Raw genomic sequence first — 18,346 nt, 5'->3', positions numbered from 1 at the left:
CAGGTTTTTGTCGGGATGAATTTTTAGCTTTTCAAAGTCTAAAATCCAATCTTTGTCAAAACTTAAAATCATGACAAAAAACATCCTTTTTGTATTCTTTTTCATATTCATTTCTACAAAGAATACTTATGCGCAAATCAAAAAAACAGATGCGCTTTACCAAACCATTTTAGCACAAGACAGTCTGCTCTTTTCTGTAGGATTCAATACTTGTGATATTTCACAATTTGAAGAATTACTAAGCGAAAACTTAAAATTTTATCACGACAAAGGCGGCATTTCCAACAAAGAAAAATTTTTAAACGATTTGAAAAACGGATTGTGTCAAAATCCAAAAATTCGTCAGGTAAAAAGAATTTTAAAAGAAGAAGATACCGAAATTTTTCCTCTTTATAACAATGGAATACTATATGGAGCCATCCAAAACGGAACGCATTTATTTTATGAAAGTCCGGAAAGCGAACCGGGCATTGCTAAATTTTCTAATGTTTGGGAACTCGAAAACGGAAAATGGAAACTAACCACCTCTTTGAGTTTTGACCATCAGGCTTATAATGAATCGCAAACAGAAAATATCATTTTTGACAACAATATTGAAATTGAAAACTGGCTAAGACAAAACAATATAAAAACACTTGGTCTTGGGATCATTGAAAACGGAACCTTAAAACAAGTCAAAGTGTTCGGAGAAATAAAAAAAGGGGTTCCGGCTCCCTACAATACAATATTCAATGTCGCTTCACTTACAAAACCCATCACGGCTATGGTTGCGCTGCATTTGGTCAGTTTAGGCAAATGGGATCTCGATAGTCCTATTTTCAAGTATTATACAGATCCTGATATTGCGGCTGACCCAAGAAACAAAAAGCTTACAACGAGAATCATTCTCAGTCACCAAACCGGTTTTCCGAATTGGAGAACAGAAACAGACAATCAAAAACTGCAATTTCTGACAGAACCCGGAACTCAATACGGATATTCCGGAGAAGGATTTGAATATTTGCGAAAAGCCCTTGAAAAGAAATTCAAAAAATCGTTGGCACAATTAGCAAAGGAATTCATTTTTCAACCTTTAAACATGAAAGATACCGATTACGTTTGGAATACAAACACCGACGAGTCCCGATTTGCAATAGGTTATGATGAAAACGAAACCCCTTATGAAATACTAAAAAACAGCCATATCAATGCAGCCGACGACTTACACACAACCATAGAAGATTACGGTAATTTTTTGGTCAATATATTAAACGGAGGAAATTTATCAGCAAACGTATATCAGGAAATGTTAAAAAATCAAGTAGAAACCAAAGAGAATAAGTATTTCGGTTTAGGCTTTGAGTTGTATCATTTAGGAGACGAGGAATACGCTATCTCTCACGGAGGTTCTGACATTGGAACACAATGCCTGACTTTTTTACTGCCAAAATCCAAACAAGGAATTTTAATTTTTACCAATTCAACTGTCGGATATAAAATTTTTAATCCGTTGCTAATTCATTATTTAGGCGAAAACGGAAAAAAACTCATTGCAATAGAAACCAAATAAAGCGATAGATATTCATGATATCAACATTTTATGACACACTATTGGGTTAAGCTAAATGTTTTTATGGAAAACCGTAAAAAAGACTTTTAATAAAGATTTACATTTGAAAAATAATTCTTCTTTTTATAAAGAAAAGTTATATATATTTGGTGATATATACTAGTTGTGTGTAAGCTTGGAAAAAAAACACGACAGAAAATATTTCACGATAATGTCCAAAAACGAAAACCTTAATTGTCTTTAGAATAAATCAATACTTTTTAAAATGAAACAATTTTTATTATTACTACACGAAGACATTGAGAAAATGAGTAATCTATCGCCAAAAGAAATGGAGAAACTAGCAAATGCCCATATGGCTTGGGCGGAAAAATTAGCTGAATCGGGACATTTGATTTCAGGTGACGGACTGCAAGAAAAAGGTGTTTTGATTTCAGGCCAAGACGCTGTCATTAAGGACGGGCCTTATTTGGAATCGAAGGAAATAATTGGAGGTTATTATCTATTAAAAGCGGAAAACATTGAAACGATTGTTGAAATAGCCAGAGAATGTCCTTGCCATATTTGGGGTGGAACAACCGAAGTAAGGCAAATTATGGAGATGGAAGATTATGAACAATCCAACTGCCAAAATTAATTACAGAGCATTATATGGCCAGCTTTTTTCTGCTCTGACCCGTCAGTTTGGAATCCATTGTATTAACGAAATTGAAGATGCTATTCAAAACAGCTTTTTAAAATCGATAAAAAACTGGAATCCCAATAGTACGCCGGAAAAGAGAGAAGACTGGCTGTATATAACGGCACGTAATGATTTATTGAACCAACTAAAGCGGAATAAAAAGGCATCTGAATTAATAGATTATCAAGGTGTAAGTTGTTTTGAGCCTAATGATAGAGATTTGCGTATTGAGACTATTTTACTTGTTGCATCATCTAATAAAATTTCTAAACAAGCCAAAATAGTTCTTGTGCTTAAAAATATTTTTGGACTAAACATCCGTGAAATTTCTGAAAGCACATTATTGAGTAATGATGCCATCTACAAAATGGTTGGCAGGGCGAAAACCTCACTTCAAGATGAGTTTAAAAACCGCGAAATTTCATCCGTTATTAAAAATATCGGACAAAAAGAAACCCTGATAGTCGAAGAAATTCTGTATGCTGTTTTCAATTCAGGTTTTGATTCGTTCAATGAGAAAGATAAATCAATTGTAAATGAAGATTTGTGTTTGGAATCATTTTCACTTTCCAAAATATTACTTCAAGAATACAATCAACAATCTACAAGTAATCTATTATCGCTATTTTGCTTTCACATTGCAAGAATCTCTGCCAAGGTAAGCGAAGGGGAATTAGTGCCATTTTTCAACCAAGACAGGCATAAATGGAACAAGGAACTAATAAACCTTGGTTTTCATTATTTGAAAAAGCCTGACAAAATCAATAAGTTTTATATAGAAGCCTTGATTGTAAGTAAATATATGACAGTACTTTCATTGACAATCGAGTTTTGGAACGATATTATTAAGCTTTACGAGATTCTGTTACAGCTTTCGCCTTCACCAATTATAGAAATTAGTTATTGTTTCTGCCTATATAAAGCGCAAAGAAAAGAAGAAGCTATTAAATTATTAGAAAAGTTAGAAAGCAAACTGACTTCTGAACACATTTATTTATCACTTTTAAAAGCAACCTTTTTAAGTGAAAACAATCCCAAAGAATCAGAAAAAATAACTTCAAACATCATAGAGAAAATGAACCAGGAAATACGGAAAAAGTATTTGTTGGATAACAAATTTATAAACTTATAATTCAATGAAAACAATACTGAAATCAATTACTTTAGTTGCTGTGACATTCATAATTGTGTCGTGTAATTCAAAAACCAGCGAGAAGAAAGACAAACCAGAAAAACAAGTCGAAAACTTTGACTGGTTATTGGGAAAATGGAAACGGTTACACGAAGAAACAGGCAAAGAAACTTTTGAAAATTGGGAAAAAATAAGCCAAAATGAATATTCGGGCATTGGTTTCACAATGCAAAATGGAGATACGATAAAACAAGAAAGAATCCAAATCATCCATCAAAATGGAAAATGGGACTTAATTGTAAAGGTTCCTGAAGAAATGGAAGCAATTACCTTTCCAATTGCAGGAATAAAAAGTAGTGAATTTACGTGTACAAACGATTCGTTGGACTTTCCTAAGAAAATCAAATATTGGAAAAATGGCGAAAAAATAAACGCTACGGTAGCTGGAGATTCATTAAAAATAGACTTTGAATTTGAACGATTAAAATAAAAGCCTACACACAACAATGTGTATAAATCATTGGGTGGGAAGCACAGGTTTTAAGTGCATTACACTTAATCAACTTTGTGGCGGTTTGACAGGAAAGTGCTCCGAAATGCCCAACGCTTCATACACCAACCGTTGTAAACAAGCTAAACGAACATCGTAACATACAAATTATGGCAGATACATATAGAATTGGAAAAGATGGAGTAAAGGTAACTTTTCCATCAAGCGGATATACATATCGAGAAGGAAAAGACGGACGAGTAGTTGCGTTTCCTTCGAGTGGTTATACTTATCGCGAAGGAAAAAATGGAAGAGTTGTAGCATTCCCGTCAAGTGGTTATACTTACCGTGAAGGAAAAGACGGAAAAGTTGTTGCATTTCCATCGAGTGGTTATACATATCGAGAAGGAAAAGACGGACGAGTAATAGCATTTCCGTCAAGTGGACATACCTATAGAGAAGGGAAAGATGGTAGAGTTGTAACATTTCCTTCAAGTGGTTACACTTATCGAGAAGGAAAAGATGGAAGAGTTATAGCATTTCCGTCAAGTGGACATACTTATAGAGAAGGAAAAGATGGAAGAATTGTAGCATTTCCATCAAGTGGATACACTTATCGTGAAGGCAAAGATGGACGTGTAGTTGCATTTCCATCATCAGGCTACACATACAGCGAAAATAGTAGTGGGCGTATTGTCCCAAGAAAAATATAAACTTATGGATTATAATGATTTGATTTCAAATGGTCAGGTAGTCGTAAAGTCTAAAATTGATGGAGACTTTGAAGGCTTCGATGATGGTAAACTTTTTCCACTTTACAATGGTCAATATTGGTTGCAGACCAAATATAAATATTGGTATCACTACTCATATATGGCCAAAGTAACGATTTTCAAATACCAAAACAGATATTATTTGACCAAAGACGGTAAGGACAAATGCGTTGAAGTCGAATTATTAAATGACGTAATCAAAGCTACAATTGTAAATGATTTTAACGGATGGTCAGGCGATACAATTTTCGAATTAGATAACGGCCAGATTTGGAAACAGGATGAGTATGATTACGATTATAATTATTCTTACAGACCAGATGCTATAATTTATTATGACGGATACAATTACCGAATATTAGTGGAAGGAAATTCTGTTCAAGTAAGAAAACTGAAATAGCCAGTTTACAACAATTATAAAACCAACAATATGACAAACATTGGTTGTAAGACAGTACTTAAAGCTAGGAATTTACTTTTACTACTTCTGTCACTTCAAATTTCAGCCTGCACAGGACAAGTCAAAGAAAAATCTATTTCTGATACAAAAGAAAATGAAGTAACCTCCCAACCTATAATTTTCAATCAAAACACAACATTTCCTCAAATTCACACCAACTTAAATGGAATGGTAAGAGAATTTGTAAGAACAATGCATCAGGACAAAAAAGGGAACTATTGGTTTGGCACAAATGGTGATGGAATAATACGTTTTGATGGACAAAAACTTGAAAAAATAACAATTATAGGAATCACCCCACGATTTAGGGTTTTGGAAATAGTAGAAGATACAACAGGTAATTTATGGTTTGGAACATCCGAAGGACTCATAAAATATAATGGTAAAGAGTTTAGAACATTTTCAAAAAAAGAAGGGTTACAGAATGAAGAAATTTGGAGTCTAACTATTGACAAAAGTGGCCTAATTTGGGTTGGTTCGACAGGAGGTGTTAATCAATTTGATGGAGAAAATTTTATTCCTTTTTCTTTGCCAGATGCAAGAGTCGAAAATGCAAAACCTATGCTATCTGACAAATTGGTTTTTAAAATTATCGAAGATAAGAATGGAACTATGTGGTTTGCTACTGATGGAAACGGAGTTTTTAAATATAAAAACGGAAAATTTATTCATTTAACATCTAAAAGTGAACTTACCGATAATAACGTTGCAGATATTTTAGAAGACAAACAAGGAAATATTTGGATTGGAACTTTTTATGGAGGTGTGAGCAAATTTGATGGAAAAACCTTTACCAACTTTACTAAGGATGGAATTATTGAAGGTGAAGAAGCTTACAATTTTTATGAAGACAACCTAGGCAATATTTGGTTTACGGCTGAAGGTTATGGAGTTTACCAATATGATGGCAGTAAATTCAAGCAATTCACAACTGAAAATGGCTTAACCTCAAATGTCACGCAAAGTATTCTCGAAGACAACAAAGGACAGATTTGGTTTGGTAGCTGGCAAGGATTAAGCATTTATGATGGACAAACAATTATTAATGCCAAAGACAAAGAACCTTGGACGAACTAAAATAACTGTTGCTAACAGCGTGTATAAGAAATAGCAGGTTCATTATTAAATCAAAAATTAGTGCTTTTAATAAAAGTCACTACCAAGCTGAAAGGCAAGTGCTTTCAAATCCCGCACTGCACATAGTTGCAGCTTGTTGTGTGTGATTTTAAAACCAACCAAAAAATAAAATATTATTTAAATATATATGGTACATTTATACAGCTTTAAAATAAAATCATAAGAAATAAAAAAAACAAACTTGTAATTTTTGTTTTGATTAGTCTAATTCTTCCTTCTTGTATAAGAAATTTCTATTTCAAAAGAAAATGATAGTCTGGATTATAGCAATAATTACCCATCTTTTTCTTGTTTTTCCTAATTTGATTTTAGCCTTTGATTGTCCAAATTCTCTGAGTTCAAAATTTTCAATACTTCCAAAGTCTTTTTATATCACTGCTCTCATAATTAATTGTTCAATCTGTAATAAGGTAATTCGATAGTTGAAACAAAGCCTAATTTTTGAGCAAGTTTATAAGAATCGGTATTTTCTAAACGACACGCCCAAACAGGCTCAAATTGGTGTTCTATGCAATAATCAATGAGTGCTTGACATACGTATTGCGCAAATCCCTTACCTCTGAATTCAGGAACGGTTTCAATGCCCAATTCAAGCTGTGAAGGGTTTATGCAAGACGAATAAGCGGTTGACGCCAATTTATTTTTGTAATACAGGCTAAAGCCCACACCACTGGTCAAAAAATCTTCTTCGGTTTCCCAAAAGTATGCCGGCACCACGCTGCCAGGCATATTTCGGAATACCTCGCCATCTGTCCTTACAATCTTAATGTCGTTGTCAATAACCGGTTTTCTGGAAGCAATGAATTTATCTTGGTCAAATTTGAAATTCACCCTTGTATTCAACTCTACTATCCCCGATAAGTTTTGCTGTTTATTTTCGGAAGAAGCAATTAGTCTGTCGCCGAATAATTCCGACAAAACGCTGTCCCAGATAGCAGGATATGCCTGCATCCATTCGGGTTCGTGTCTTGTGCTATCCACGTTCAACGCATAATCCTTAAACTGATTATTAAACTCTTTATTTGTGCTATTTCCCAGTAAAAGCGTCATTCCATAAGGGTGGATGATATAAAACGTCTTTGGTTTCTCAATGTTATCTACATAGATTTTCCCATTTATTTTTTGCGCTATGACAGCCTCTGCAAACAAGGTATTTATGGCTACATTTTTAATCGCTTCTGCTGCCTTTTTATAACTGCTTTTGGATAAAATTTTCATTTTGGATTAGTATTAAATCTTTATACTGCATTTATAATTTTGGTGGTGAATGGAGTTCTTTATAAATCATCGGTATAGTGTCGTCTGTTTTTCTCTTGCGAAAATTTTTGGTTATTATAATCTTCCGATTTGTTACGGGCAATGGATAAAGTATGCCAGTCTTCATTTTTCAGCATTTTGGCTATAAAAACCATTTGTCCGATATGATAAGGATAATGAGCCAATTGCCTGTTAATAGCTTCGGTTACCGTATGACCATCATTTCGGATATAAATTAGTTTCTCTAAATCTGCCTCCGTAAGTTGGTTTAAAGCATTCATCAGGCAATCCCAACCTTTATTCCAATGCGCCATTAATTCAGCTTTATTCTGAAACGGGTTGGTAAACTCCATATCACGGTTTCGCCAGGGCTTTTCTCCGTCTGCGGTCAGAAAGTCGGTAAACCTCGATAACATATTTCCGGCAATATGATTGACAAGAATGGCAATACTGTTGCTTTCCTCGCTATACTGCCAGAATAATTGTTCTTCCTGTAATTGTTCCATTGCTTTTTCTCCAAGCATTTTGTAATACAGGAATTGCTTTTTAATACTTCCTAAATAGCTGTCCATTTCTCTATTTTATTTGGGTTAATACAAATTCTTTTCTTTCATCGATATTACCTATCGGTACGGTTATGACTTTATAACCGAACCTTTCATAAGTACTTTTCATTTGGAAATAAGTCTGTTCTGCCTCCTGCCAATCCTGTTTTCTTTCATTGTCTGTTTGATAAATTTCTTTCCAGGGTGGCAGGATAAATACCTTACTATTATATTGGCAATTCAACACTTTTTCCATGGTTCCTTTTGAAAGTACATAGCCAATCATATCCGCATAACAAACGGCATCCAAAATACCTCGGTCGAAAAAACAGATTTCATTTGGCCGGCTTGCTGTTGCTCTGTTGTAATCTAAAATGGAAGCTGCTATCATTTTATCCGTATAAAACTGTTTGTTTTTCCACGGCAAAGCCTCTCCGTCTGTTTCTGTTTCTTCACGAATAATGGCTCTGGCTGCTTCCGGAATGGTTTTATATCCATTTGCTGACAGAGCATTCAACAAAGTTGTTTTTCCTGCTCCGGGTCCACCGGTTATAACGAATAAGTTTTTCATTATTCTTCAAATTTATAATGTGCCCTGACTTTACTTACTTTTCCTTCATTATTCAATTCCATATATTCAGCAGAAAAGGAATTACTTACGCTTCGATAAAACAAAACGGTTGAATTGGCTCCTTTGAGTTCATGGTAAAGCTCGAAATGCAGGTTAGGATATTTTTGCAGAGCTTTTGAAAAGTATTCCTTTAAATCTTTTTTGTTGGAAATTTTGCCTTCTGCGTTTATTCCCATTTGTTCAATAATGGGCGAAACAAAATCAATGTTTTCGCTGTAATGTTCCATTATCTTATCTAAATCGTGACTGTTCCAGGCATCAAGCCATTCTTTTGCAAAGTCTGTATTCATATCCGTTTATTTTGATTGGCTGTTTTGAATAACTTCTTCTGAACTCAACCCAAACATGGGCGGTGTTTTTACGACCAACAGGTTCAGGTAAATATAAAGTTGTGCCCTGTGGTGAATTTCGTGTTCGGTCATTGCCCGAAGCCACTTCCAAACTGTAATTGGAGCATTACCGGGTGTCAGGCATTTACGTTGCAAATCTTCATCGCTCAGACTTTTGAAAATGGCTAACGCTTCTTCGTGTTTCTCGTTAAAATAATGGATTACATTATCGTAACCGTCTGCGAGTTCTTTACCACACCCATTGTAAGTACAGGGATTTCCTAAAATGGTTTCGGCAAACATATACCGCTCAATGGCCGCAATGTGTCTTATCTGATCGGCAATGGTAAACTTTCCGGGCTTGTATGCCCAATCCATATACTCCGGTGGAATAACGGCAATAAGGCGGTTGGTACGTTGCCTGATTTTCTCGTAATATTCCAAAAAAGATTTAATATTAATGATTTCCATATCCGATTTAATCTATCTGTTTGTCGGGTGATTTTTTTGATAACTGCATCAGCGTAACCAATGAAGTAGCGGCTAAAGTTTCTTTTCCTTCGGCACTAACTGCAAATACATCTGAACGAACTACCGTCAATACTTTTCCGTTTTTGATAACCTGAGCTTTAGCAACAAGTTTTTCGCCAATGGCAGGATTTAGGTAGTTTACTTTTAGCTCAACCGTTGTAAAATAACTGTCTTCCGGTTTGGCTGATGCTCCGGCATAGCCTGAAGAAACGTCTATTAATGAAGCAATGGTACTACCATTGAACATTCCTGCAGGACGAGCCATAAAATCCTGTTTGGGAACCGTGATTTCAAAATATCCGACTGATAAGCCTGTTACTTCCGCACCGAATAATTGCATTATTTTGGAACGCCCGAAACTTTCTATAAGTTGCGCTTTTCTCTCATCATTCATAGTCTAAACATCTTTATAAAGATTATTTCTTTTTATTTCCATCAATCGCTCCGGGTTTTCAGGAGATTGAAATCCAAACTGACGGTAAAGTGAATGAGCATCTAATGTTGCTAATAGTGTCCTTCTTAGCCCTTGCACAAAATCCAATTCTAATAGATGTTTTATCATCATTTTTGATAATCCTTTCCCTCTATATTCTTTCAGAACATACACATCTGCCAAGTAACCAAAAGTGGCATAATCCGTTACCAATCGGGCAAAGCCAATCTGTTTTTCGTCTTCAAATAACCCTATGCAAAAAGAATTTTTTAATGCGGTACTTACCGTTTCCAACGGAATGTCTTTTGCCCAATAACTTTCTGTACTTAAAAATTGGTGAATGGCTTCGACATCCATATTTTCAAACCCCTGTTTTATTGTGAAATTATCGTTACTCATTTGACTTAAATAAAGGTAAAATGATTTCTTTAAATGCTCTGTCGTGTTCTATGGCAAAAGCTGTTTCAAAATCGCTTCTCAAATCCATATATGATTTCATTAACCGCATTGTTGCATTTGGAATTGAGGATATAGTTTCTGCAATTTTCATTGTAGCATTTAGTGTTTCTTCTGATGCAACAACATCGGTTAAGAATCCCATTGAAAACGCTTGCTCCGCATTAATTTTTCTTCCTGTTAAAATCAAATCTTTTGCTCTGCCATCACCTACAATCCATTTAAGCGGTGTAATTAATGGCGGTGCCTCAAACTTTATTTCAGGATGTCCGAAAGTAGAATTGTTTGTACAAAGTCTTATATCGCATAGTGTAGCCAAATCCATTCCGCCACCCATACAATAGCCGTCAATCATCGCTATAGTTGGTTTGGTACAGTTCCAAACTTTCAGATGATACTCCGTAGAAGATTTTAATATATCATTGTGCTTTTCTACTTGCTTAAATTCATCTAAATCAAACCCAACAGAAAATGATTTTTTACCAACACCCGCAAATACAATTACTTTTATACTTTCATCTGCTTCCAAAACAGATAGACAATTGACAATATCCAACCGCATTTGAACATTGATTGCATTCAACTTATCAGGTCGATTCAAATAAATGAAGCCTATATTATTTTTAACCTCCGCTATTATTGATTTATAATTATTTACTTCCATAACATTTGATTTTTCAGGTTTTTTATTTGTGCCAAATGGTGATTGCAATGCCAACTGTATTTTGCCATAGCCTCAGCAACTGTTTGACTTTTATTCAAATCCGGATGAAAGAAAGTTCTGTCCCAATCCTGTTTTTCTAAACCTTTTAAAAGGATTACCCAACGTTCGTGAATGCCTTCTAAAATGCTTAATGACGGTAAAATGGATATATGTTTCGCATCCGATAATTCCGCCCATTTTTCTTCAACAAAAGGTTTGATAGTCGGATTATCTTCCGTCAATGCAAATTTGATGCGGGCAAAACAATTGATATTACTGTCCGCTAAATGATGAACAACCTGTCTGACAGTCCAACTTCCATTCCTGTAGGGTGTGTCTAATTGTTTATCGTTCAAACTCATTATTGCTGACTTTAGATTTTTCGGGAATGAAGCAATAGTATCAATGAATGATATACACATTTCTTCGGTGATTACTTCCGGCTTTTTGTATTTCCCAGTCGGATATTGGTTGTTTAGAAGATTATCTTTTAAAATCATTTCCATTTTAATGTCTGCTCGTTTGTATTTTCCCTGTTCAACAGGAACTTCGGTAAAGCCTAATTTTTTATAAATACCCAACGCTGGTTTTAATGCGGATTGTGTGTATAGCACCAGTCTTTTTACGTTCAAATCTTTTGCTTTATCAATAGCAGATTTGCACAGCATTTTTCCGGCTCCGATGCTTTGATAATTTTCATCTACTGCCATTTTGGTTAGTTCCATTGTTTCGTCATCCACTTTTTTTAGAGCGACAGTTCCGATTACTTTACCTTCATAAACAGCGAACAGGATTTTTCCACCATCTTTTAAAATAGCTTCTTCAGGATTGGAAAGGACATATTTGTCAATATCTTCCAACACAAAATATTTTTCAATCCACGCCCGGTTGAATTGCTCAAAATAGAATTTCCAATCGGGACGATATTTTTCTATATGTATAGTATTCATAATTTTATTTTAAATAAACTGACTTTAAGTGATATTTCTTCAAATCGCTTGTCGGTGGCAACTGTTTTTTAATTATCCATTCAAATATATGCTATAAGAATTCACTTTATTCTCATTTCTTTACCATTTTTTGATAACCTTTATTGACACAATATACTCCACCCAAAGTAGCGACCAATGCGCATAAGGTGATACCGGTTAGTTTTTCATTCAGGAAGAGAAATCCGAGTATAATCGCAATGAACGGATTGATATAAGCATACAGGGATGAAATGCCTATCGGCAAATGTTTCAGGGCGTACACAAAAGCGGAATATGCAATGATGGAACCTACTATAATCAGGTAAACCAATGCCCAGATACTGGACGATGTAACGGTTTTCAATTCGGTATAATCATCTAAAAAAGCACTGAAGGCAAAGAGGACAATACCTCCGGAAAAAAGTTGTAAAGCTGCATTTTGCAATACATTCTTGCTGTTGGGGATTTTGTATTTAGCATATACGCTCCCCGAAGCCCAGGCCAAACAAGCCCCGAAAGCTATCAGCATCCCCATAAAATATTCAGGGTTGGCTATGTCTTTCAGGTTATCCTTGAAAATAAGCGTTATTCCCAAACAACCTAATACCAAGCCTGTAACGATTAGCCAATGAGGTTTTCTTCTGTCAAACCCGAACAAATAACTGATGACTACCACAAAAACCGGAATGAGCGACAAAATCAATGCTGCCAGTCCGCTCGAAATGTAACGTTCGCACCAGCCGATAACACCGTTTCCTAATGCTACCATTAAAACGCCCGGAACGGACTGATGTAAAAAATCCCTTTTGCTTAGTTTCAGGCTGCCAGTGAGCTGAAGCACCAGCAATAATATACCTCCGGCAATGACTTGTCTTACCGCTGCAAACAAAAAGGGCGGAAAGGTTTCTACCCCAATGCGAATAGCAAAATAAGTGGTTCCCCAAACTAAACAAACGACAGCCAGAGCAGCAAATGCCAGCCAATTTTTATGATTACCCATAGTAAACTGATGAATTACAAAGCAAAATAACGCATAAAAAAGATACAAGTACAGATACAATTTTAGTAAATTTGCAGAGTACAGTTTGAAAAAGATGAAAGAAAACCTATATCAAAAAATCGCTTGTGCGTTAGAAGAAAAAATAAGAAACGGCACACTGAAAACTGGAGATAAGATGCCCTCATTGCGTACGTTGCACCGGGAATATGGTGTGAGTATGACAACGGCTGTACAGGCTTATCTTGAACTGGAAGCGAAAGGACTGATTATTTCCCGACCACAGTCCGGTTACTATGTCAGTTACCAAACTGCCTTTTTATCTGTTCCTTCAGTTAGTAAACCTTCCGGTGGAATTGAACCGATAGGTGTAGAAGCATTGATTTCAAAAGTATATTCTAGTTTAAGCAATAAAGATATTACCCGGTTTTCTCTTGGCGTTCCCGAAAACGAATTATTGCCTATCGCTAAGCTCAATAAAGAGTTGGTCAATGCTATGCGTAACCTTCAAGGAAGTGGTACGGAATACGAAGAAATTCAGGGAAACCGAAAATTACGCAGGGATATTGCCAGATTGACTTATACCTGGAATGGAAATTTGAATGAAGACGACATTGTTACCACAGCCGGAGCGATGAATGCCATTTCATTCGGGTTGATGGCACTTACACAAAAAGGCGATACGATTGCTGTTGAAAGTCCTGTTTATTTCGGCATATTGCAACTGGCAAAAAGCTTGGGATTAAAAGTTATTGAATTACCAACGCATCCTGTTACCGGAATTGAACCTGATGCTTTAAAAAAAGTCCTATCCAAAATAAAAGTGTGCATTCTGGTTTCTAATTTCAACAACCCCTTGGGAAGCTGTATGCCCGATGAGCATAAAATGGAAGTGGTGAAAATGCTTTCGGAACAAGGTATTCCGCTCATAGAAGATGATTTGTATGGCGATGTATATTTCGGGAATAGCCGACCCAAGCCTTGTAAAGCATTTGATGAGGAAGGTATGGTTCTTTGGAGCGGCTCCGTATCCAAAACATTAGCTCCGGGTTATCGTGTGGGCTGGTTAGCTCCGGGAAAGTTTAAAGATAAAATCATTCATCAGAAACTCATTCATACCGTTTCTTCTACAACTATTACGCAAGAAGCTATTGCTAATTTCCTTGAAAAAGGCAGGTATGAACATCATCTTCGAAAGTTACGAACGGAGCTTCATGCTAATAGTTTACAATTTGCCAGAGCAGTTGCCGAGTATTTTCCGGAAGGAAGTAAGATAAGCCAACCGCAAGGTGGATTTATGCTTTGGGTAGAGTTAGATAAAAGAATTGATACTGCTGAATTGTATGATAGAGCCATTCGTCAAAAAATTAGTATTGCTCCGGGCAGGATGTTTTCGTTACAAAACCAGTTTAATAACTGTATGCGATTAAGCTATGGTCAAAAATGGTCGGAACAAATTGAAGAAAAGTTGCAACAGTTAGGAACAATTGCTAAAGGGTTATTATGATCTTAGGTGATGTATTTATCCACCGCATTATCTAATTCTTCACTGATTACTTTAGCGTAAATCTGCGTAATGCCAATATCTGAATGGTCTAACAGTTTTGAAACGTACTTGATACGCATTCCCTTGTTCAAAGCATTGGTGACGAATATATGACGTCTCAAATAGAATGACAATGTAAAGAGTAATTCCATATCCTTACCCAATCTACGTAACTTCTGACCGCATAAAATATTTTTTGCATTGATGATATACGCCTGATAATCGGTATCGGCATCAAACCTTTCTACATCTTCCAGTATCGAAAAAACAAAATCCCTTGGTTCCGACATGCCTGTTTTGTATTGCTTCAAAATATCTAATGCCACTTTTCCGATTTTAAAACTGTGTTCCTTTTTCTTTTGCGAATGGTCTTTGTAATACGTTGTTCTTTCTTGTTATAATGCTTCCATTTCTCCGCCTTCACGTTGTAGCCAATTTTGAAGTGAAACAAAAATTAATAATAACAATATAAGAACGATGAACTTCCAAAAAAGTTGTTAGAAAAAATTGTTCAATTATTTGATAACTTAAGAACGGTTGACTTAAATAGTGATGATTATACAACTCTATTTACAGATTTAAATGGAATAAAGTCATTTGCAATTAATCTAATAAACTCTGAAAAAGATTTTAAAACTGCAGTTTACGAGTTACTAAGAAAAGTAAATCCAATTGGTCAACATTGGTTAGCTGTTATTGTGGCTTCTTGCTTACTTCCGAATTTTGTTTCACCAGTTCACTTCGTTCGGGTCTCCGAAAAATTCAAAAGTTTGCATTATATTTGTTACCAAGGACTGTTGTGTATAATATTATGAAAAAACTTCCAATAACTTTAATATATTCAAGACTAGTCATTGGATTTACAATTATTATATTAAGTATCAAGCATATTGAGAATTATAAATTCATTGCTATTTCATTATTAAGTATTGGATTACTTACAGATATTTTTGACGGAATAATAGCGAGAAAATATGATGTTTCATCCCAGCGTTTAAGGCGATTAGATTCAACAGTTGATCAATTTTTCTTTATCTCATTTGTCGTTGCAACATATATTCAATGTCCGGATTTTTTTAAATCTAATCTACCAAAACTAATTGCACTTTGTGGAATTGAAGTATTAACTTATCTTGTTAGTTTTATAAAATTTAAAAAAGAAATTGCTACACATTCTATTGGTGCAAAATTATGGACTTTGGTACTTTTCTCTACACTTGTTCAAATTATTTTGCAATGTAAATCTATACTTCTTTTCAATTTTTGTTTTTGGCTTGGTTTGATTACAAGAATCGAAATTATAGCTATTATTCTAATTTTAAAAGAATGGACAAATGATATACCTACTTTTTATCATTCAATAAAGTTAAGACAAGGAAAAGAAATTAAAAGGCATAAATTATTTAATGGATAAAAAACACTAAACACAACATCCATTATAAATTATGGCTACGCTTGGACAAGTTTTTCTAATTTCATTTTACCAGTATCCAAAAAATCCAAAAGTTTACATTACATTTGTTATCGCTCAGTTTGTGGTTTCCGTCACAATTTTATAGACGGGAACTTCCCAGTAATTTTGAAAATGAAATCGTCAATATCTAAAAATAAGAATACATTAAAAATACTTAATAAACTTATTGAAAGTGGTTATTACAAAGGTCTAATTGAAGATGACAGATTTGAATTAACTGACACCTATCCTTATCGCTTAAAAATAAACGGCAAATTAAATAATAAAGGAATCTTTGAGTTAAAAATAGAACATCATTTTGCTTTTATATATTTTTCAAGATTCTTTTTGATATTTGGAACAATATTTTCAATATTATATTTAAGCAAGGAAATCTGGATTCCTATTGCATTTCTAATTTTAATATTGTTGATTTTCAAGTTAAGTTCAAAAATTACAGAAAAAAAAGCTATAAACTTATTGCTTAAAAAAATTTTTGAAATTGAAATCAGAGATTTTGAATAAAAACTACATACAACAGCAATTAAAATAAATAGCTTAGTCAAGAATTTCCCAAAACCTACCCACAAAACCGCTCCCCTATCACCTTTCAAATAGAAACAAAACCGATATTTTCTAACGTAATCTCGGAACACTTTACCCAAATCAAATCCTGAATTTTATTTTTGGCATTGATCTTATCTTCAATACCATAAAAATTATTTCCATTTATGGAAAACCGTAAAAAAGACTTTCAATTAAGTTTTATATTTGAAAAATAATTCTTCTTCTTATAAAGAAAAGTTATATATATTTGACGATATTTACTAGTTGTAGCACATTTTGAAAGAAAAAACTATGATAAAAAAACTACTTATTACACTTTTAATTTTTACAATTCAAAACACACTTGCAAGCATAAATCCAATTTTAGTAACAGAATCAACTATTTCTTTGAATCTTGAAGAAACAGAAGAACTTTTTTTCAGTTTTGCAGAAGGTGATATTATAGAGTTTGATTTTGAAATGGTAAAAGGGAACAATATAAAAGAGATTGAAGTTTATGAATTGCCAAACAACAAAATATTTTCAGAGTTTAAAGCTGAAAAAATTTCAAAAAAACAAATTAATATAAGAAACAAAGGGCTTTATAAATTTAAATTTTACAGTTCTTCTCTTACGAAAAGAGTTTTCAAAATAAAAATTTATAGAATTCCAGCTGATGAATCGACCAAAAACTTCAATACAAACTGGAAATGGAAAACAATTCGAGATACAATTTATACACCATATACAAGTGATAGCATAACTGGTTATAAAACCATCAAATATAAAGAAAAGGTAAAAGAATTAATAAAAACAGAAAATATAGAGGATATATTGTTTAATAAAAGTCAACGAGTACATTCATTTTACAACGAAAATAAGAGTTATACTTACCTTCGTGTTGATTTACCAAATCAAATCTCTACTGAATTAAAAGAGGAAAAAGTTATCGCTTGGGCATATTGGATTGGAGTTGGTCAAGAAGCTCAAAAAGCGTATCAAGAAAATGCCAAATCTGTTGGAGATTTGGCAAAAGGTGTAACGTCAATCTATGGTACTCCTCTTGCAAGTTTAGCGGTTGGAACAATCACTGAATTACTTATTCCTAAAACTGGAGAAGATGTCTTCTACACCTTTATACCTGACCATGGAAATGCTGAAAAATTTGTAAATGGACAATCTTATTTACAATTCGACACTGGAAAAGGAATTGCGGCTTATGGTAAAAATTCTAATAGAACTCAAGGAACATTTTATATTGGATTACATAACGACAATCAATTTCAAGGAATCGATGTAGATGTCAAAGTAGTTGCTGTCAAAGAAGTAAAGACTTTTGCTATTATAGAATATGATAGGGAAAAAGAAGAACCAATAACTGTAACTCTAAACAAAACGAGAATGGATATAAATGAAACAAAAATTCGAGTTCCGGTTGAATAAAAAACATGTTACAATATTAGCTATAAATTATGGCGGCGCTTGCGCAAGTTTTCCGAATTTTGTTTCACCAGGTCGCACTTTGTGCTCGTGTCTCCTAAAATTCGAAATTAAATTCTAAATCTGAAATCGCTCGGTGTGTGGTTTTTCGCCACAATTTTATAGCCGAGGACCGTTACCAACATCAAACCTACCCAAAAAACCGCTCTCCTATCACTTTTCAAATAGAAACAAAACCGATATTTTCTAACGTAATCTGGGAACGCCTTACCCATATCAAATCCT

At 34.3% G+C, this 18,346-nt stretch carries 22 protein-coding genes; 11 read left to right on the top strand and 11 right to left on the bottom strand.

Going from position 1 to position 18,346, the window contains the following annotated elements; translation table 11 throughout:
• Window positions 1-70: 70 nt before the first annotated feature.
• The 7 genes from ACUSJC_RS11450 (at window position 71) to ACUSJC_RS11420 (ending at window position 6,163) form a co-directional block, all read left to right on the top strand.
• Window positions 71-1,549: a serine hydrolase gene (locus ACUSJC_RS11450; RefSeq protein WP_449269699.1), complete on the top strand. Its 1,479-nt coding sequence runs from the start codon at window positions 71-73 to the stop codon at window positions 1,547-1,549.
• A 265-nt stretch (window positions 1,550-1,814) separates the two neighbouring features.
• Window positions 1,815-2,186: a YciI family protein gene (locus ACUSJC_RS11445; RefSeq protein WP_449269698.1), complete on the top strand. Its 372-nt coding sequence runs from the start codon at window positions 1,815-1,817 to the stop codon at window positions 2,184-2,186.
• Window positions 2,161-3,363, top strand: a complete 1,203-nt coding sequence (locus ACUSJC_RS11440) for a DUF6596 domain-containing protein (RefSeq protein ID WP_449269697.1) — start codon at window positions 2,161-2,163, stop codon at window positions 3,361-3,363. The genes ACUSJC_RS11445 and ACUSJC_RS11440 overlap by 26 nt, the downstream gene beginning before the upstream one ends.
• Window positions 3,364-3,367: 4 nt before the next feature.
• Window positions 3,368-3,853: a DUF6265 family protein gene (locus tag ACUSJC_RS11435; protein WP_449269696.1), complete on the top strand. Its 486-nt coding sequence runs from the start codon at window positions 3,368-3,370 to the stop codon at window positions 3,851-3,853.
• 170 nt (window positions 3,854-4,023) lie between these two features.
• Window positions 4,024-4,566, top strand: a complete 543-nt coding sequence (locus ACUSJC_RS11430) for an InlB B-repeat-containing protein (protein ID WP_449269695.1) — start codon at window positions 4,024-4,026, stop codon at window positions 4,564-4,566.
• 4 nt (window positions 4,567-4,570) lie between these two features.
• Window positions 4,571-5,026, top strand: a complete 456-nt coding sequence (locus tag ACUSJC_RS11425) for a hypothetical protein (protein ID WP_449269694.1) — start codon at window positions 4,571-4,573, stop codon at window positions 5,024-5,026.
• A gap of 30 nt (window positions 5,027-5,056) precedes the next feature.
• Window positions 5,057-6,163, top strand: coding sequence for a ligand-binding sensor domain-containing protein (locus ACUSJC_RS11420; protein ID WP_449269693.1), 1,107 nt, complete (start codon window positions 5,057-5,059; stop codon window positions 6,161-6,163).
• Window positions 6,164-6,610: 447 nt separating this feature from the next.
• On the opposite strand, the gene ACUSJC_RS11415 is transcribed toward ACUSJC_RS11420, so the two are convergent.
• From ACUSJC_RS11415 to ACUSJC_RS11370, 10 genes are all read right to left on the bottom strand, one after another.
• Window positions 6,611-7,441 (bottom strand): GNAT family N-acetyltransferase, encoded by an 831-nt coding sequence (locus ACUSJC_RS11415; RefSeq protein WP_449269692.1) that lies wholly within the window; start codon window positions 7,439-7,441, stop codon window positions 6,611-6,613.
• Window positions 7,442-7,500: 59 nt separating this feature from the next.
• On the bottom strand, window positions 7,501-8,052 hold the full coding sequence (locus ACUSJC_RS11410; RefSeq protein WP_449269691.1) for a DUF1572 family protein: 552 nt from the start codon (window positions 8,050-8,052) through the stop codon (window positions 7,501-7,503).
• A gap of 4 nt (window positions 8,053-8,056) precedes the next feature.
• Window positions 8,057-8,596: an AAA family ATPase gene (locus ACUSJC_RS11405; RefSeq protein WP_449269690.1), complete on the bottom strand. Its 540-nt coding sequence runs from the start codon at window positions 8,594-8,596 to the stop codon at window positions 8,057-8,059.
• Window positions 8,596-8,946, bottom strand: coding sequence for a nuclear transport factor 2 family protein (locus ACUSJC_RS11400; protein WP_449269689.1), 351 nt, complete (start codon window positions 8,944-8,946; stop codon window positions 8,596-8,598). Before ACUSJC_RS11400 ends, ACUSJC_RS11405 begins: the two co-directional genes overlap by 1 nt.
• A 6-nt stretch (window positions 8,947-8,952) precedes the next feature.
• Window positions 8,953-9,456 (bottom strand): DinB family protein, encoded by a 504-nt coding sequence (locus ACUSJC_RS11395; protein ID WP_449269688.1) that lies wholly within the window; start codon window positions 9,454-9,456, stop codon window positions 8,953-8,955.
• 7 nt (window positions 9,457-9,463) lie between these two features.
• Window positions 9,464-9,910 carry a PaaI family thioesterase gene (locus tag ACUSJC_RS11390; protein WP_449269687.1) on the bottom strand — a complete coding sequence of 149 codons (447 nt, stop codon included), beginning with the start codon at window positions 9,908-9,910 and terminating at the stop codon, window positions 9,464-9,466.
• A gap of 3 nt (window positions 9,911-9,913) precedes the next feature.
• Window positions 9,914-10,348, bottom strand: coding sequence for a GNAT family N-acetyltransferase (locus ACUSJC_RS11385; protein ID WP_449269686.1), 435 nt, complete (start codon window positions 10,346-10,348; stop codon window positions 9,914-9,916).
• Entirely contained in the window at window positions 10,341-11,069 is a 729-nt protein-coding gene (locus ACUSJC_RS11380; protein WP_449269685.1) for an enoyl-CoA hydratase/isomerase family protein, read from the bottom strand. The genes ACUSJC_RS11385 and ACUSJC_RS11380 overlap by 8 nt, the downstream gene beginning before the upstream one ends.
• On the bottom strand, window positions 11,060-12,058 hold the full coding sequence (locus ACUSJC_RS11375) for a YfiT family bacillithiol transferase (protein WP_449269684.1): 999 nt from the start codon (window positions 12,056-12,058) through the stop codon (window positions 11,060-11,062). The genes ACUSJC_RS11380 and ACUSJC_RS11375 overlap by 10 nt, the downstream gene beginning before the upstream one ends.
• Window positions 12,059-12,170: 112 nt before the next feature.
• Complete coding sequence (locus tag ACUSJC_RS11370; RefSeq protein WP_449269683.1) at window positions 12,171-13,079, bottom strand: EamA family transporter; 909 nt, start codon at window positions 13,077-13,079, stop codon at window positions 12,171-12,173.
• A 94-nt stretch (window positions 13,080-13,173) separates the two neighbouring features.
• On the opposite strand from ACUSJC_RS11370, the gene ACUSJC_RS11365 reads away from it, so the two are divergent.
• On the top strand, window positions 13,174-14,583 hold the full coding sequence (locus ACUSJC_RS11365; protein WP_449269682.1) for an aminotransferase-like domain-containing protein: 1,410 nt from the start codon (window positions 13,174-13,176) through the stop codon (window positions 14,581-14,583).
• Window positions 14,584-14,585: 2 nt separating this feature from the next.
• On the opposite strand, the gene ACUSJC_RS11360 is transcribed toward ACUSJC_RS11365, so the two are convergent.
• A complete protein-coding gene (locus ACUSJC_RS11360) occupies window positions 14,586-14,948 on the bottom strand; it encodes a tyrosine-type recombinase/integrase (protein ID WP_449269681.1) in 363 nt (120 codons plus the stop codon).
• A gap of 485 nt (window positions 14,949-15,433) precedes the next feature.
• Between ACUSJC_RS11360 and ACUSJC_RS11355 the strand changes: the two genes are divergently transcribed.
• The 3 genes from ACUSJC_RS11355 to ACUSJC_RS11345 all read left to right on the top strand — a co-directional run bounded on the left by ACUSJC_RS11355 (window position 15,434) and on the right by ACUSJC_RS11345 (window position 18,064).
• Window positions 15,434-16,036 carry a CDP-alcohol phosphatidyltransferase family protein gene (locus ACUSJC_RS11355; protein ID WP_449269680.1) on the top strand — a complete coding sequence of 201 codons (603 nt, stop codon included), beginning with the start codon at window positions 15,434-15,436 and terminating at the stop codon, window positions 16,034-16,036.
• Between the two features lie 165 nt (window positions 16,037-16,201).
• Window positions 16,202-16,600: a hypothetical protein gene (locus tag ACUSJC_RS11350; protein ID WP_449269679.1), complete on the top strand. Its 399-nt coding sequence runs from the start codon at window positions 16,202-16,204 to the stop codon at window positions 16,598-16,600.
• A gap of 333 nt (window positions 16,601-16,933) precedes the next feature.
• Window positions 16,934-18,064, top strand: coding sequence for a hypothetical protein (locus tag ACUSJC_RS11345; RefSeq protein ID WP_449269678.1), 1,131 nt, complete (start codon window positions 16,934-16,936; stop codon window positions 18,062-18,064).
• The last annotated feature ends 282 nt before the right edge of the window (window positions 18,065-18,346 follow it).

It is taken from the genome of Flavobacterium sp. U410 (genome assembly GCF_053570605.1).
Note: the sequence above shows the minus strand (reverse complement) of the source record. Positions and strands in the feature narration are given on the sequence as shown.

What these genes read in the sequence shown, in the direction of transcription:
- ACUSJC_RS11445 (WP_449269698.1), top strand. Translation starts at nt 1,815, where the DNA reads ATGAAACAATTTTTATTATTACTACACGAAGACATTGAGAAAATGAGT.
- ACUSJC_RS11430 (WP_449269695.1), top strand. Translation starts at nt 4,024, where the DNA reads ATGGCAGATACATATAGAATTGGAAAAGATGGAGTAAAGGTAACTTTT.
- ACUSJC_RS11345 (WP_449269678.1), top strand. Translation starts at nt 16,934, where the DNA reads ATGATAAAAAAACTACTTATTACACTTTTAATTTTTACAATTCAAAAC.
- ACUSJC_RS11415 (WP_449269692.1), bottom strand. Translation starts at nt 7,441, where the DNA reads ATGAAAATTTTATCCAAAAGCAGTTATAAAAAGGCAGCAGAAGCGATT.
- ACUSJC_RS11395 (WP_449269688.1), bottom strand. Translation starts at nt 9,456, where the DNA reads ATGGAAATCATTAATATTAAATCTTTTTTGGAATATTACGAGAAAATC.
- ACUSJC_RS11425 (WP_449269694.1), top strand. Translation starts at nt 4,571, where the DNA reads ATGGATTATAATGATTTGATTTCAAATGGTCAGGTAGTCGTAAAGTCT.
- ACUSJC_RS11375 (WP_449269684.1), bottom strand. Translation starts at nt 12,058, where the DNA reads ATGAATACTATACATATAGAAAAATATCGTCCCGATTGGAAATTCTAT.
- ACUSJC_RS11365 (WP_449269682.1), top strand. Translation starts at nt 13,174, where the DNA reads ATGAAAGAAAACCTATATCAAAAAATCGCTTGTGCGTTAGAAGAAAAA.
- ACUSJC_RS11355 (WP_449269680.1), top strand. Translation starts at nt 15,434, where the DNA reads ATGAAAAAACTTCCAATAACTTTAATATATTCAAGACTAGTCATTGGA.
- ACUSJC_RS11385 (WP_449269686.1), bottom strand. Translation starts at nt 10,348, where the DNA reads ATGAGTAACGATAATTTCACAATAAAACAGGGGTTTGAAAATATGGAT.
- ACUSJC_RS11380 (WP_449269685.1), bottom strand. Translation starts at nt 11,069, where the DNA reads ATGGAAGTAAATAATTATAAATCAATAATAGCGGAGGTTAAAAATAAT.
- ACUSJC_RS11390 (WP_449269687.1), bottom strand. Translation starts at nt 9,910, where the DNA reads ATGAATGATGAGAGAAAAGCGCAACTTATAGAAAGTTTCGGGCGTTCC.
- ACUSJC_RS11420 (WP_449269693.1), top strand. Translation starts at nt 5,057, where the DNA reads ATGACAAACATTGGTTGTAAGACAGTACTTAAAGCTAGGAATTTACTT.
- ACUSJC_RS11435 (WP_449269696.1), top strand. Translation starts at nt 3,368, where the DNA reads ATGAAAACAATACTGAAATCAATTACTTTAGTTGCTGTGACATTCATA.
- ACUSJC_RS11400 (WP_449269689.1), bottom strand. Translation starts at nt 8,946, where the DNA reads ATGAATACAGACTTTGCAAAAGAATGGCTTGATGCCTGGAACAGTCAC.
- ACUSJC_RS11440 (WP_449269697.1), top strand. Translation starts at nt 2,161, where the DNA reads ATGAACAATCCAACTGCCAAAATTAATTACAGAGCATTATATGGCCAG.
- ACUSJC_RS11370 (WP_449269683.1), bottom strand. Translation starts at nt 13,079, where the DNA reads ATGGGTAATCATAAAAATTGGCTGGCATTTGCTGCTCTGGCTGTCGTT.
- ACUSJC_RS11410 (WP_449269691.1), bottom strand. Translation starts at nt 8,052, where the DNA reads ATGGACAGCTATTTAGGAAGTATTAAAAAGCAATTCCTGTATTACAAA.
- ACUSJC_RS11450 (WP_449269699.1), top strand. Translation starts at nt 71, where the DNA reads ATGACAAAAAACATCCTTTTTGTATTCTTTTTCATATTCATTTCTACA.
- ACUSJC_RS11405 (WP_449269690.1), bottom strand. Translation starts at nt 8,596, where the DNA reads ATGAAAAACTTATTCGTTATAACCGGTGGACCCGGAGCAGGAAAAACA.